Raw genomic sequence first — 13744 nt, forward strand, 5'->3', positions numbered from 1 at the left:
GCGGATGAGCGACCGGCGTTCGAACGAGACAGGCCGTCAGCGCCTGCGCGAGCTGCTCCAGAATCGCACCGTGTCCGGCGAGGTGGACCAGGGACTCCCCTCCGGTCTGCGCATCGCCACCGCGTACTCGTGGCGGTTCCTGGTGATCGCGGCCGCCGCGGGAGTGCTGATCTGGCTCATCATGCTCCTGAAGCTCCTGGTGATCCCGTTGATGGTGGCCATCCTCGTGACCGCTCTGCTGTGGCCGGCGTTCGCGTGGATGCTGCGGAAGCGGTTCCCGCGCTGGCTCGCGGTGACCGTGTCGCTCGTCGGCACCCTCGTCATCGTCGTGGGTCTGCTGTGGCTGGCGATCTGGCAGATCCGCCAGCAGTGGGGAGAGGTCCAGGCCCGCACCGCGACGGCCGTGGAGGATCTGCGGACCTTCCTCATCGAGGGGCCCTTCCACCTGTCCGCCGCGCAGATCGAGGCGTACATCGACCAGGGCATGGCCCTGCTGCAGGAGCAGGGCGAGGCGTTGTGGTCCGGCGCCCTGGCCATCGGCACGACCTTCGGGCACGTCGCGACCGGCGCGGTGCTCGCGCTGTTCATCCTCATCTGCCTCCTCGCAGACGGCGCCGGGATCTGGCGCTGGACGCTCAAGCTCTTCCCGAAGGCCGGGCGTCCCGCCGCGGACGCCGCCGCACGCAACGGCTGGGCGACGGTGATGAACTACGCGCGGACCCAGCTGCTGGTGGCGACGATCGACGCCACCGGCATCGGGCTGGGCGCCTTCCTGCTCGGCGTGCCGCTGGCCGTGCCGGTGGCGGTCCTCGTGTTCCTCGGCTCGTTCATCCCGATCGTCGGGGCCGTCGTCACCGGGGCGCTCGCGGTGTTCCTGGCCCTCGTCTACAACGGGCCGTGGATCGCCCTGTGGATGCTCGTGGTGGTCCTCGGCGTCCAGCAGCTGGAGGGACACGTGCTCCAGCCGATCCTCATGGGCTCGGCCGTCAAGGTGCATCCGCTGGCCGTCGTCCTCGTCGTGGCCGGCGGTGCGATGATCGCCGGGATCCCCGGCGCCCTGTTCGCCGTGCCCCTCGCCGCGTTCGCGAACGTCGCGGCGGTGACGATCGCGAGCGGCGCCTGGCGCACCGGCGCCGATCCGCACGGCGACTACATCTGGCGGACCGTCCCCGCCCCCCGACGACCACGCAACGGGGAAGCCCGATGACCCCCGCGGACCCGACCACGACGACGAGGAGCGAGCACACGGTGCAGAACGACCACACGGATCCCCGGCCCGGATCGACCCCGACAGCGGTACCGTCCCTGGCCGAGATCGAGGAGGCCGCGCGCGGACTCGACGGCGTGGTCACGCACACGCCGACGCTGCCGTCGCGCGCCGTCGGGGACGTCCTGGGGTCGCCCGTCCTGCTGAAGATGGAGAACCTGCAGCGGACCGGGTCGTTCAAGATCCGCGGCGCCGTGCACCGCCTGTCGCGGCTCACCGCCGAGGAGCGGGCGCGCGGGGTCGTGGCCGCATCGGCCGGGAACCACGCGCAGGGCGTCGCGCTCGCCGCGCAGGCCCTGGGCATCCGCGCGACGATCTTCATGCCGATCGGCGTCCCGGTGCCCAAGCTCCTGGCCACGCGCGGCTACGGCGCCGACGTGGTGCTGGAGGGAGAGACCGTGGCGACCTCGCTGCGGCTGGCCGCGGAGTTCGCCGAGCGCACCGGCGCGGTCCTCATCCACCCCTTCGACCACCGCGACGTGGTCATCGGGCAGGGCACTCTCGGGCTGGAGATCGTGGCGGACGTCCCGGAGGTCGACACCGTCATCATGGGCATCGGCGGGGGCGGCCTGATCGCGGGCGTCGCCGCGGCCGTCAAGGCGTCGGCGGCGCGGGCGGGTCGCACCGTGCGCGTCATCGGCGTGCAGGCGGAGAACGCCGCCGCCATGCCGCCCTCCCTCGGAGCGGGGGAGCCCGTCGAGATCGTCACCCGCCCGACGATCGCGGACGGGATCCTCGTGGCCAAGCCCGGCGACGTGCCGTTCGAGATCGCCCGGGAGCTCGTGGACGAGGTCGTCACCGTCAGCGACGACGACATCGCCCGCGCGCTGCTGGTCCTGCTGGAGCAGGCGAAGGTCGTCGTGGAGCCGGCGGGGGCCGTCGGCGTCGCGGCGATCCTCGCCGGCAAGGTGACCGGCACCGGGACGACGGTCTCCGTCCTGTCCGGCGGCAACATCGACCCCCTCCTGCTGCAGCGGATCGTCTCCCACGGCCTTGCGGCCTCGGGCCGCTACCTCACGATCCGGATCCCCCTTCCGGACCGGCCGGGACAGCTCGCGCGCGTGTCAGAGCTCATCGCGCAGGCCGGCGCGAACGTCATCGAGGCCATGCACACCCGGCACGGACACGGGCTGCAGATCAGCGACGTCATCCTGGAGCTCAGTGTGGAGACGCGGGGCCCCGAGCACTCCGAGCTCACGCTCGACACGCTGCGGGCCGCGGGCTTCGAGCCGATCGTCGTCCCGGACTGACCGCGCACACGACACCGCCCCTCTCCGGATCGGAGAGGGGCGGTGTCGTGCGGGCCGGCGCTGCGGAGAGCGTCAGCCGGCGAAGGTCTCGACCTTGACGATCTCCACGTCGATCATCCGGCCGTTCGGGGCCTCGTACGAGGTCTTCTCGCCGACCTTGAGGCCCTGGATGGCGCTGCCCAGCGGGCTCGCCTCGCTGTAGACGTCGAGGTCCGTGCCGCCCGCGATCTCGCGGCTGCCGAGGAGGAAGACCTCCTCGCCGCCCGCGACGACGGCGGTGACGACGGTGCCGGGCTCCACGATGCCGCGGCTGGCGGGAGCCTCGCCGACCTTGGCGGTCTTCAGCAGCTGCTCCAGCGTGCGGATCCGGGCCTCCTGCTTGCCCTGCTCGTCCTTGGCGGCGTGGTATCCGCCGTTCTCCTTGAGGTCGCCCTCCTCGCGAGCCGCTTCGATGCGCTTGGCGATCTCCTCGCGGCCGACGGTGGACAGGTGCTCCAGCTCGGCGACGAGGCGGTCGTACGCGTCCTGAGTGAGGAAGGGGACCTGAGCGTCGTTCGACACGGCGATACTCCTTAATTCGGATCCCCGCGGCGACGGCCTGCGGGGATATGGCAAGACGCCCCGGCACCGTGCCGGGGCGTCGTTGATCGAGACGAGCCTATTCGACCCAGCAGGTGTTCACCAAACCCGTCGTCGCGAGACCGACGGTCGGGACCTTCTCGGTGAACGCCCGCGAATGCTCCGCGGAGGCCGGGTAGTCGAGCACGCGCCATCCCACGATCCCGAACTCCTCGTCCTGGGCCTCGACGATGCAGTGCACGTCGCGATCCCGCGGAGCGGTGATCTGGAAGGAGACCGTCACGGCGTGCTCGTCGAGGACCTCGAACCCGGTGCCGGTCACGTCGACCTGATCCGCGGTGGAGCGCACGGTGATCCATCCGGCGACGACGATCACGATCGCCGCGAGGGCGCCGCCGATGATCCAGGGAAGCCTGCCGCGTCGGGTGCGGCCGTAGCGCTCGTCGAGCTGGGCGGGCGTGGTCACGGGTGGGGTCTTCCGATCGTTAGGCTGGATTCCAGGCTAACGCGTGGGGCCAGGAAGGGCGGACACATGATCGATGCGCTCGTGCGGGCGGCGGTGTCGCCGTCTCCGACCCCGACACCCACGGTGGACCCGGAACTGGTGACGCCGGGGCCCTGGGGCTTCGCGATCGTCGCGATCCTCGTGATCGGGGTCGTCGTCCTCATCTGGGACATGCAGCGCCGGATCCGCCGCGTGCGCTACCGCGAGGAGGTCCGCGCCGAGCTGGACGCGGAGGCGCAGGCAGACGCGGCCGTCGAGGCGACGACGGCGGACGACCAGGCGGTGGATCCGGAGGACGCCGCAGGCGACGGACCGCGGGGCTCAGCCGGGAAGACCGAGTGAGGGCGACGCCGGCGCCAACGCGATGAGCAGGCACGCGGTCCAGTGGCAGAGGAACGCCAGGACCGTGCACACATGGAAGATCTCGTGGAACCCGAAGTGGCCGGGAGACGGGTTCGGGCGCTTCATCGCGTAGACCACGGCGCCGAGCGTGTAGAGCACGCCGCCGACGCACACGAGCACCATCATCGCGACGTTCGCGAGGACGAGGTCCACGATGTACATCACCGCGGCCCATCCGAGCAGCAGATAGAGCGCGACGTACAGCCAGCGCGGCGCGTGGATCCAGAACACGCGGAACAGGATCCCCAGGATCGCGCCGCTCCAGACGAGCGACAGCAGGAGGATCCCCTTGTCCGGGGGAAGCGCGAGGACGGCGATCGGCGTGTACGTCCCCGCGATCAGGAGCAGGATGTTGGCGTGGTCGATGCGCTTGAGCACGACCTTCACCCGAGGACCCCAGTTGAACCGGTGGTACACGGCGGAGTTGCCGAACAGCAGCAGGGACGTCGCCATGAACACGGCCGCCGCCCACTTGGCGGGGACCCCGTGTGCGAGCACGATGAGGACGACGCCGGCGGCGATCGCGACGGGGAAGGTGCCCGCGTGGATCCAGCCCCGCCAGGTCGGCTTGATGTCCGCCTGTGCGTCCGTGGCCGCAGCCTCCATGAGCGGCAGCTGAGGGAGGTCGGGGGCGGCGTTCGGGTTCGCGCTGCTCATCTGCTCACTCTAGGCGCCCGCCCATGCCGACATCGGCACATATTCACAGGCGACGCCCGCCCGTACGGGTCCGCCGACCAACCCCGCGGAGGCGGGGCGCGCGCGGTAGCGTAGGGGAGTGAGTGCACGGTCAGAACAGGGGAGCGGACCGCTCTACCGGTTGTACGGTCGGCGACTGCGGCGTCGCCTGGACCCGGCGACCATGCCCCATCACGTGGCGATGATGATCGACGGCAACCGGCGGTGGGCGCGTCAGCTCGGCTACGAGTCCGCCGCGCACGGGCACCGCGCCGGGGCGGCGAAGATGCGGGAGTTCCTGCAGTGGTGCGACGACCTCGGGATTCGCGTCGTCTCGCTGTACCTCCTCTCCGCGGACAACCTCCTCAAGCGCGACCCGCGGGAGCTGGCCGACCTCATCGAGATCATCGGTGAGCTCGCCGACTCGCTGTCGCACCAGCCGACCTGGAGGGTGAAGCACGTGGGGCGTGCCGAGATCCTCCCCGAACCGTTGGCCCGCGTGCTCGCCGACGCGGAGGAGCGCACTCGCGAGAACACGGGGCTCCACGTGAACCTGGCCGTCGGGTACGGCGGGCGCAACGAGATCGTGGACGCCGTGCGGAGCATCATCGTGCAGCACGAGGCCTCCGGAGGCACGCTCGAGGACCTCGCCGCGCATCTGACCCCGGAGATGATCGGGGAGCATCTCTACACGGGCGGGCAGCCGGACCCGGACCTCGTCATCCGGACGAGCGGCGAACAGCGGCTGAGCGACTTCCTCCTCTGGCAGAGCGCCCACAGCGAGTTCTACTTCGTCGAGGCGCTCGGACCGGACCTCCGCGAGGTGGACTTCCTGCGCGCCATCCGCGACTACGCCGACCGGGATCGCCGCTTCGGGAAGTGACGCCGCGCGTCCGGTCGTCCCGACCGCGGGTCGCCCTCGGGCAGAATGGCCGGATGGGTGCGCTCGAGGACTACGTCGACTCCTTCGCCGGCACGGACGGCTACCTGAACTGGGCCGCGTTCGGCCCGTTGTCCCCGGCGGCCCGCACCGCTCTGATCGCCGACGCCGAACGGCAGGCCGACGGTCGCCCGGCGGCGCTCGCCGCCGTGTGGGCCCGCGAGGGGGAGGCCCGACGCGGACTCGCCGGGCTCCTCGGGGCCGCGGAGGAAGACATCTCCCTCCACTCGGCCTCCGGACCCGCTCTGCAGCACGCCTTCGCGGGGCTCTCCGGCCACGTCGTCTGTTCCACGGCCGAGTTCCCGAGCATCACCGTGGCGCTCGCCCGCGCCGCCGAGGCGTCGCGGGGCGCCCTGGTGCCGAGGTGGATCCGCCCCGCGGAGGCCGTCGTGACGGCCGCCGCCGTCCGTGACGCCCTCGACGACGACGTCACCGCGCTCGCCGTGAGCCACGTGGACTTCCGCACCGGTCACCGGGCGGATCTGGCGGCTCTGCGGGAAGCGCTCGGGCCGGATCGACTCCTGATCGTCGACGCCGTGCAGTCCTTCGGCGTCGTGGCGGAGGACTGGGCGCTCGCCGACGTCGTCGTCGGCCACGGGTACAAGTGGCTGCGTGCGGGCCGGGGCACCGGGTTCGCGCGCTTCGCTCCGTCCGCCCGGGAACGGATCGCCCCGGTGCTGAGCGGCTTCGCCGGGACGTCCGCCGCGGGCTACTTCGCCGATGTCATCCCCGACCCCGCACCCACCGGGCGCGCGTACGCGGTGAGCAGTCCCGATCCGCTGGCCGCCGGCCGTCTCGCGGCCGCCGTGAGCGAGACCGCCGCGGCGGGCGTCGGCGCCGTGGCGCGGCGGGTGGATGAGCGGGTGGGCGCCGTCCTGGACGTGCTGGACCGCCATCGGGTACCGATCGTCTCGCCCCGGGACCCCGCGAGACGGGCCGGGGTCGTCGCGCTCGCGCCGCGGGATCCGGCCGGTCTCGGCGGCGTCCTCGCCGACGCGGGGATCACCGCGACGGTGCGCGACGGCCGGGTGCGCTTCGGCGTGCACGCCGGCACCGGGGAGCCCACGGTGGCGCTGCTCGACGACGCCCTCGCCACGGCGGCGGAATTCATCTCCGCTTAACCGACGCTGCCGCGTGTCGGAGTCGCGTCGCGTGCTCCCGCGGTCGTACGGTCATGGCATCGGGCACGGTGCCCGATCGAGTCGGCCGTGAAGGATCGCGACTCGTGGCCCTGGTCGACTCGCCTAACACCGGGAATCCCCGGGTCGGGAGAGGGTCGTGGCCGCACCGTTCACTCAGCAGACTCAGGCAGCTCACCAGCGCAGCACCCGCGACGGCGGGGAAGGCGGGCCCGGACAGGACCTGCGCACCTACGTGCTCGACACGTCGGTGCTGCTGTCCGATCCCCAGGCGTTCTTCCGCTTCGCCGAGCACAGCATCGTCCTCCCCGTCGTCGTCATCGGCGAGCTGGAGGGCAAACGCCACGACCCCGAGATCGGGTACTTCGCGCGGCGGGCGCTGCGCCACCTCGACGAGCTGCGCGTCGAGCACGGACGTCTGGACTTCCCCGTCCCCATCGGCTCGGGCGGCACGCTGCGCGTCGAGCTGAACAACACCGATCAGTCCGTGCTCCCCAGCGGGATCCGCCTCGGCGACAACGACAGCCGCATCCTCTCGGTCGCCATGCACCTCGCGCAGGACGGCCAGGACGTGACGGTGGTCTCGAAGGACCTCCCGATGCGGGTGAAGGCGGCCTCGCTCGGCATCAACGCCGAGGAGTACCTCGCCGAGCAGGCCGTGGACTCGGGCTGGACCGGCATCGCCCCGATCGACCTCTCCGGGGACGAGATCAGCGACCTGTACGAGAGCGAGGTCGGATCCAGCGACCAGGTGACGGGCCTGCCGGTCAACACCGGCCTCATCATCCACTCCGAACGCGGCTCGGCCCTGGGCCGGGTCACCGGGGACGGGGAGTTCGCGCTCGTCCGCGGAGACCGCGAGGTGTTCGGGCTGCACGGGCGCTCCGCCGAGCAGCGCATCGCGATCGATCTGCTCCTGGACCCCGAGGTCGGCATCGTCTCCCTCGGCGGGCGGGCCGGGACCGGCAAGTCGGCTCTGGCGCTCTGCGCCGGTCTCGAGGCGGTGCTGGAGCGGCAGCAGCAGCGGAAGATCATCGTCTTCCGGCCGCTGTTCGCCGTCGGCGGGCAGGAGCTCGGCTACCTCCCCGGTGACCAGGGCGAGAAGATGAACCCCTGGGGCCAGGCCGTCTACGACACCCTCGGATCGGTGGTGTCGACCAACGTCATCGACGAGGTGGTCGAGCGCGGCATCCTGGAGGTCCTTCCGCTCACCCACATCCGCGGGCGGTCCCTGCACGACGCCTTCGTGATCGTGGACGAGGCGCAGTCGCTGGAGCGCAACGTCCTGCTCACGGTGCTCAGCCGGATGGGGCAGAACTCGCGCGTCGTGCTCACCCACGACGTCGGCCAGCGCGACAACCTCCGCGTCGGCCGCCACGACGGCGTCGCCAGCGTGATCGAGACGCTCAAGGGGCACGAGCTGTTCGGGCACGTGACCCTGCAGCGGTCCGAGCGTTCGGCGATCGCCGCGCTCGTCACCGAGCTCCTGGAGGGCGGCGAGCTCAGCTGATCCGACGACGAGGGGCCGCCGGAACATCCCGGCGGCCCCTCGTCGTCCCGGCCCGGCCGTTCCCGCCGCGTCGGATGCGCGTGAGCGGTCGTCCGGGTTAGCGTCGATGCAGCAGGACGCGGACGAAGGAGTTCAGATCATGCAGAGAGCAGACACGGCGGAACGGAGTCTTCCCCCGGTCGCGGTCGACGAGAAGCCGCGGTGGACACCCGTGAAGATCGTCGTCTGGGCGCTCATCGCCCTGGTCGGCGGCGTGGCGTGGACGATGCTCGCGATCGTCCGCGGCGAGACGGTGAACGCCATCTGGTTCGTCTTCGCCGCAGTCGCGACCTACCTGATCTTCTACCGCTTCTACTCGAAGTACATCGAGCGGCGGCTCACGCGACCGGACGACCGCCGCGCGACGCCCGCGGAGGCCAAGGCGGACGGGAAGGACTACGTCGCCACCGACCGCCGCGTGCTGTTCGGGCACCACTTCGCGGCGATCGCCGGCGCCGGGCCGCTGGTCGGCCCCGTCCTCGCGGCGCAGATGGGCTATCTGCCGGGGACCATCTGGATCATCGTCGGCGTGGTGCTCGCCGGCGCCGTGCAGGACTACCTGGTGCTGTTCTTCTCGATGCGGCGCGGCGGGCGCTCCCTGGGACAGATGGCGCGCGACGAGCTCGGGCGCTTCGGCGGAGCCGCCGCGATCCTCGCGACGCTGCTCATCATGATCATCATCACGGCGATCCTCGCCCTCGTCGTCGTCAACGCGCTCGGGGAGAGCCCGTGGGGCGTCTTCTCGGTGAGCATGACGATCCCCATCGCGCTGTTCATGGGCGTGTATCTGCGTTGGATCCGACCCGGACGGATCACCGAGGTGTCGATCATCGGGTTCGTGCTCCTCATCGCCGCCATCGTCGGCGGCGGCGCGGTGGCGGCCACCGACTGGGGACAAGCGATCTTCCATCAGGAGCGCCTGACCATCGCATGGGCCATCATCATCTACGGCTTCATCGCGGCGGTCCTGCCGGTCTGGATCCTGCTCGCCCCGCGCGACTACCTCTCGACGTTCATGAAGATCGGCGTGATCGTGGCGCTCGCCGTGGCGATCGTCTTCGTCCGGCCGGAGATCTCCGTCCCGGCCTTCAGCGAGTTCGCCGGCGGCGAGACGGGACCGGTGTGGTCGGGCCCCCTGTTCCCGTTCCTGTTCGTCACGATCGCGTGCGGGGCGCTCAGCGGGTTCCATGCGCTGATCGCCTCGGGCACGACGCCGAAGATGGTCGAGAAGGAGAAGCAGACCCGCTTCATCGGCTACGGCGGAATGCTGATGGAGTCGTTCGTCGCGATCATGGCCCTCGTCGCGGCGGTGTCGATCGACCGGGGCATCTACTTCGCCATGAACTCGTCCCCGGCGGCGACGCTCGGCACGATCGAAGGCGCCGTGCAGTTCGTGAACGGGCTCGGGCTCGCCGGCGTGAACCTGACGCCGGAGATGCTCTCCACGACCGCGGCGAACGTGGGGGAGGAGTCGATCATCTCCCGCACCGGCGGTGCACCGACTCTCGCCCTCGGCCTCGCGCACATCATGCAGCAGTGGATCGGCGGCACCGGGATGATGGCGTTCTGGTACCACTTCGCGATCATGTTCGAGGCGCTGTTCATCCTGACCGCCGTGGACGCCGGCACCCGGGTCGCGCGCTTCATGCTGCAGGACTCGATCGGGAACGTCATCCCGCGCTTCAAGGACACGTCCTGGCGGGCCGGGGCGTGGATCTGCACGGCGGTCATGGTGGCCGGGTGGGGTGCGGTGCTGATCATGGGCGTCACGGATCCGCTCGGCGGCATCAACACCCTGTTCCCGCTGTTCGGGATCGCGAACCAGCTGCTGGCCGCGATCGCGCTCGCGGTGGTGCTCACGATCGTCGCCCGCCGGCGCACGTTCGGGGTGCTCTGGGTGGTGGTCGTCCCGCTCGCATTCGTGACGGTGGTGACCGTCACCGCGTCGCTGTACAAGATCTTCTCCCCGGTGCCGGCGGTGGGCTACTGGGCTCAGCACTTCGCGTTCCGCGGGGCGCTGGAGGCGGGCGAGACGAGCTTCGGGACCGCGGGCACGGTCCAGGCGATGGAGGCGGTCGTGCGCAACACCGTGGTGCAGGGGACGCTGTCGATCGTGTTCCTCGTGCTCACCCTCATCGTGATCGCGATGTCGGTCTGGCGGGTGATCCAGGCGTTCCGCGGCACGGAGGTCATCGATCACGAGGATCCGGCGGTCCCGTCGCGTCGCTTCGGGGCGGCGGGCCTCATCGCCTCCCGCGAGGAGCGCGCCGTGCAGAAGCAATGGGACGCGCTGCCGGACGAGCTGAAGCCGGTCCAGGGGCACTGACATGATCGGTGTGCACGATGCGGCGCCGGGCGCCCGTGCGGCGTCGGCCCCGCACGGCGTCGGCCCCGGAAGGCGTGGACCCGCGGCCTCAGCCAGGGACGGCGTGGCTTCGCGGGTGACCGTGGGAGGGGACGCCCGCGGTCCGGCCCGGCGCGCGGTCGAGGGGCTGCGGCGCGCGTGGCGGGCGGTGGCCTGGTACGTCAACGGCGTGACCGGTCAGTCGCGGTACGCGGCCTACCTGGCGCATCAGCGCGCGGCGCATCCGGACCGCGTTCCGATGACGGAGCGCGAGTTCTGGCGGCGACACTACGCCGCGCAGGACGCGGATCCGGGCGCCCGCTGCTGCTGACCGTCTGCCGCCCGCTGCGGACCGTCTGCCGGCGTCCATCCCGGCCTCATCCTGGCCTCATCCCGGTCCCGATCTGCACACCTTGTCCCGATCTGCACACGGTTCATGAGTATTCGTGTGCAGATCGGGCAGATGTGTGCAGATCGGGGGGGGGGGGGGGGGGGAGGGAGAGAGAGACGAGTCGGGAGAGGGACCGTGAAAGGGGTCACCGATAGTCCTGGAGACGGCGGAGAGCTCCGAGGATCGCGGCCTGGACCGTGGGCCAGTCATGGATGATCTGCGCGTAGTCGAACCGCAGGGTCTCGTATCCGAGCCGGGAGGCCACAGCGTCGCGGCTCCGATCCCGGTGACGGTGGGCCGAGTCGTCGTGGTTCTCCTTCCCGTCGGCCTCCAGGATGAGACGGCCGCCGACGACGACGTCCACGACGCCGACGCCGTCGATACGGACCTGACACTCCACCGGGATCCCCAGGATGTGCAGGCGCAGGCGAAGGAGCGACTCCAGACCGCTGTCCGCATCGCCGCGGGCGAGGTCCACGAGCCACCGTGCCCGAGCCGGGAGAGCGGCACGGATGCGGCTGCGCGCCGCACGCGATAGCAGGCTCATCCGCCACGCCGACTCGAAGGCGGCGAAGAAGGCCTCGTCGCCTTCGCACCGATGGAGATGCACCAAAGCCGTCGGCAGATCGGCGCGCCCGAGCGGGGGACGACCCCGATAGTAGTGCGATCGACAGTCACAATCGGCATGGGGGTGCACGTGCCGGGCAGCTCCCATCCACACGTGGAGGCTGGTGGAGTCGGACAGCACCCAGATCCCTCGCCTCCGCAGTTCGCTGACGCACGTCGGTGCGCCTCCGTGCGCGATCGCCGTCCGGAGGTCATCCGCCACGGACGGCACCGCGAAGACGCCGTCACGGATCCGGATGATCTCGCCCTCGGCGACCAACCGCGACAACATTCGGCGGGTGAAGCCGAGAGCTTGGAGCTGTGTTCCTCGGGCGACGCCGCCGAGGCGGGCGAGCGTGAGCGGCGCGGAGAGCATGCCTGTCACGCTGCCGCATCCCGACCGCCGAGAGAGGACGGTCGCACGATCGGTGGACAACGTGGAGGATCGCCGTGAGGTGGAGGAGGAAGCTCGTGCCCCGATCTGCACACTCGAGCCCGATCTGCACACCTTCGCCGGGTTCTCCTGTGCAGATCGGGACGAAGTGTGCAGATCGGGACAGGGGCGGAGCCAGGGGGGAGGGGGAGGGGGAACGGACAGGCCCGGAGACGACGGATGCCGCGGCCCCGAAGGACCGCGGCATCCGCGGAAGCGGGTTGTCAGCCGGCGTGCGTCATGGAGAGCAGGTCGAGCTTCTGGTCGAGCACCTCTTCGGTGATCTCGCCGCGCTCGACGTAGCCGAGGTCGATCACCGCGTCGCGCACCGTGATGCCCTTGGCGACGGCGTGCTTGGCGATCTTCGCGGCCGCCTCGTAGCCGATCACCTTGTTCAGCGGCGTCACGATCGACGGCGACATGCCGGCGAAGGCGGCGGCGCGCTCGACGTTGGCCTCCAGGCCGTCCACGGTCTTGTCCGCGAGGACGCGCACCGCGTTGGAGAGCAGTCGGATCGACTCGAGCAGTGCCGTGCCCATGACCGGGATCGCGACGTTCAGCTCGAAGGACCCGGAGGCGCCGGCCCACGCCACGGTCGCGTCGTTGCCGATGACGCGGGCGCAGACCATGAGGACGGCCTCCGGCACCACCGGGTTGACCTTGCCCGGCATGATCGAGGAGCCCGGCTGCAGGTCGGGGATGTGCAGCTCGCCGAGACCCGTGTTGGGGCCGGAGCCCATCCAGCGCAGGTCGTTGTTGATCTTCGTCAGCGACACTGCGATCGTGCGCAGCGCGCCGGACGTCTCGACGAGGCCGTCGCGGTTCGCCTGGGCCTCGAAGTGGTCCTTGGCCTCGGTGATCGGCAACTCGGTCTCGGCGGCCAGCAGCGCGATGACCTTCTGCGGGAAGCCGAGCGGGGTGTTGATGCCGGTGCCGACGGCGGTGCCGCCCAGCGGCACCTCGGCGACCCGGGGGAGCGCGGCCTGGACACGCTCGATGCCGAGGCGGATCTGACGCGCGTAGCCGCCGAACTCCTGGCCGAGGGTGACCGGCGTCGCGTCCATGAGGTGGGTGCGGCCGGACTTGACGACGTCCTTCCACAGCTCCGCCTTCGCCTCAAGGGCGACGGCCAGGTGGTCGAGGGACGGGATCAGCGTGTCGATGAGCGCCTGGGTGACGGCGATGTGCACGGAGGTCGGGAACACGTCGTTCGAGGACTGCGACGCGTTGACGTGGTCGTTGGGGTGCACGGTCGCGCCGAGGATGCGCGTCGCGAGCGTCGCCAGCACCTCGTTCATGTTCATGTTCGAGGACGTGCCGGACCCGGTCTGGTAGGTGTCGACGGGGAACTCGCCGTCGTGGCGGCCCGAGGCGACCTCGTCCGCTGCCTGGGCGATGGCGTCCGCGATCGCGCCGTCGAGCGTGCCGAGCTCCTTGTTCGCGAGGGCGGCGGCCTTCTTGATGCGCGCGAGGGCGGCGATCTGCGCGGACTCCAGCCCCTTCCCGGAGATCGGGAAGTTCTCCACCGCGCGCTGGGTCTGCGCCCCGTAGAGCGCGTTGACGGGCACGCCCACCTCGCCCATGGTGTCGTGTTCGATGCGGAACTGATCGTCCGCGCCGGTGTGCTGGGTGTCGGTCACTTGCTGTTCCTCCAGTTGTGACGG

13 protein-coding genes are annotated in these 13744 nt (G+C 70.9%); 8 read left to right on the forward strand and 5 right to left on the reverse strand.

The window, feature by feature from the left end; genetic code table 11:
* Positions 1 to 4 precede the first annotated feature (4 nt).
* Both V6R91_RS14100 and ilvA read left to right on the forward strand, forming a co-directional pair.
* Positions 5 to 1207 (forward strand): AI-2E family transporter, encoded by a 1203-nt coding sequence (locus V6R91_RS14100; RefSeq protein ID WP_271063080.1) that lies wholly within the window; start codon positions 5 to 7, stop codon positions 1205 to 1207.
* Positions 1204 to 2517: a threonine ammonia-lyase gene (gene ilvA / locus V6R91_RS14105; RefSeq protein ID WP_219085887.1), complete on the forward strand. Its 1314-nt coding sequence runs from the start codon at positions 1204 to 1206 to the stop codon at positions 2515 to 2517. Before V6R91_RS14100 ends, ilvA begins: the two co-directional genes overlap by 4 nt.
* Positions 2518 to 2589: 72 nt before the next feature.
* On the opposite strand, the gene greA is transcribed toward ilvA, so the two are convergent.
* The gene (gene greA / locus V6R91_RS14110; RefSeq protein WP_336395793.1) at positions 2590 to 3078 is read right to left on the reverse strand and encodes a transcription elongation factor GreA; all 489 of its coding nucleotides are present in this window, start codon (positions 3076 to 3078) and stop codon (positions 2590 to 2592) included.
* 97 nt (positions 3079 to 3175) lie between these two features.
* Positions 3176 to 3562, reverse strand: a complete 387-nt coding sequence (locus V6R91_RS14115) for a DUF4307 domain-containing protein (RefSeq protein ID WP_271062881.1) — start codon at positions 3560 to 3562, stop codon at positions 3176 to 3178.
* Between the two features lie 66 nt (positions 3563 to 3628).
* On the opposite strand from V6R91_RS14115, the gene V6R91_RS14120 reads away from it, so the two are divergent.
* The gene (locus tag V6R91_RS14120; protein ID WP_067245164.1) at positions 3629 to 3943 is read left to right on the forward strand and encodes a hypothetical protein; all 315 of its coding nucleotides are present in this window, start codon (positions 3629 to 3631) and stop codon (positions 3941 to 3943) included.
* On the opposite strand, the gene trhA is transcribed toward V6R91_RS14120, so the two are convergent.
* Positions 3923 to 4660 carry a PAQR family membrane homeostasis protein TrhA gene (trhA, locus tag V6R91_RS14125; protein ID WP_336395794.1) on the reverse strand — a complete coding sequence of 246 codons (738 nt, stop codon included), beginning with the start codon at positions 4658 to 4660 and terminating at the stop codon, positions 3923 to 3925. The genes V6R91_RS14120 and trhA overlap by 21 nt on opposite strands.
* A gap of 118 nt (positions 4661 to 4778) precedes the next feature.
* Between trhA and V6R91_RS14130 the strand changes: the two genes are divergently transcribed.
* The 5 genes from V6R91_RS14130 to V6R91_RS14150 all read left to right on the forward strand — a co-directional run bounded on the left by V6R91_RS14130 (position 4779) and on the right by V6R91_RS14150 (position 10981).
* A complete protein-coding gene (locus V6R91_RS14130) occupies positions 4779 to 5561 on the forward strand; it encodes an isoprenyl transferase (RefSeq protein WP_067245167.1) in 783 nt (260 codons plus the stop codon).
* 53 nt (positions 5562 to 5614) lie between these two features.
* The gene (locus tag V6R91_RS14135) at positions 5615 to 6739 is read left to right on the forward strand and encodes an aminotransferase class V-fold PLP-dependent enzyme (protein ID WP_336395795.1); all 1125 of its coding nucleotides are present in this window, start codon (positions 5615 to 5617) and stop codon (positions 6737 to 6739) included.
* A 241-nt stretch (positions 6740 to 6980) separates the two neighbouring features.
* Positions 6981 to 8267, forward strand: a complete 1287-nt coding sequence (locus V6R91_RS14140) for a PhoH family protein (protein ID WP_271062883.1) — start codon at positions 6981 to 6983, stop codon at positions 8265 to 8267.
* Between the two features lie 139 nt (positions 8268 to 8406).
* Positions 8407 to 10632 carry a carbon starvation CstA family protein gene (locus V6R91_RS14145; protein WP_336395796.1) on the forward strand — a complete coding sequence of 742 codons (2226 nt, stop codon included), beginning with the start codon at positions 8407 to 8409 and terminating at the stop codon, positions 10630 to 10632.
* A gap of 115 nt (positions 10633 to 10747) precedes the next feature.
* A complete protein-coding gene (locus V6R91_RS14150; RefSeq protein ID WP_336395797.1) occupies positions 10748 to 10981 on the forward strand; it encodes a YbdD/YjiX family protein in 234 nt (77 codons plus the stop codon).
* A gap of 205 nt (positions 10982 to 11186) precedes the next feature.
* On the opposite strand, the gene V6R91_RS14155 is transcribed toward V6R91_RS14150, so the two are convergent.
* Positions 11187 to 12023 (reverse strand): type IV toxin-antitoxin system AbiEi family antitoxin domain-containing protein, encoded by an 837-nt coding sequence (locus V6R91_RS14155; RefSeq protein WP_336395798.1) that lies wholly within the window; start codon positions 12021 to 12023, stop codon positions 11187 to 11189.
* Between the two features lie 281 nt (positions 12024 to 12304).
* Positions 12305 to 13720, reverse strand: coding sequence for a class II fumarate hydratase (locus tag V6R91_RS14160; protein ID WP_336395799.1), 1416 nt, complete (start codon positions 13718 to 13720; stop codon positions 12305 to 12307).
* Between the last annotated feature and the right edge of the window lie 24 nt (positions 13721 to 13744).

The sequence above is a fragment of the Microbacterium sp. CCNWLW41 genome, from assembly GCF_037083505.1.

Excerpts from the sequence above, each read along its gene's own strand:
- ilvA (WP_219085887.1), top strand. The coding sequence starts at position 1,204 with ATGACCCCCGCGGACCCGACCACGACGACGAGGAGCGAGCACACGGTG.
- trhA (WP_336395794.1), bottom strand. The coding sequence starts at position 4,660 with ATGAGCAGCGCGAACCCGAACGCCGCCCCCGACCTCCCTCAGCTGCCG.
- V6R91_RS14135 (WP_336395795.1), top strand. The coding sequence starts at position 5,615 with ATGGGTGCGCTCGAGGACTACGTCGACTCCTTCGCCGGCACGGACGGC.
- V6R91_RS14145 (WP_336395796.1), top strand. The coding sequence starts at position 8,407 with ATGCAGAGAGCAGACACGGCGGAACGGAGTCTTCCCCCGGTCGCGGTC.
- V6R91_RS14100 (WP_271063080.1), top strand. The coding sequence starts at position 5 with ATGAGCGACCGGCGTTCGAACGAGACAGGCCGTCAGCGCCTGCGCGAG.
- V6R91_RS14120 (WP_067245164.1), top strand. The coding sequence starts at position 3,629 with ATGATCGATGCGCTCGTGCGGGCGGCGGTGTCGCCGTCTCCGACCCCG.
- V6R91_RS14155 (WP_336395798.1), bottom strand. The coding sequence starts at position 12,023 with ATGCTCTCCGCGCCGCTCACGCTCGCCCGCCTCGGCGGCGTCGCCCGA.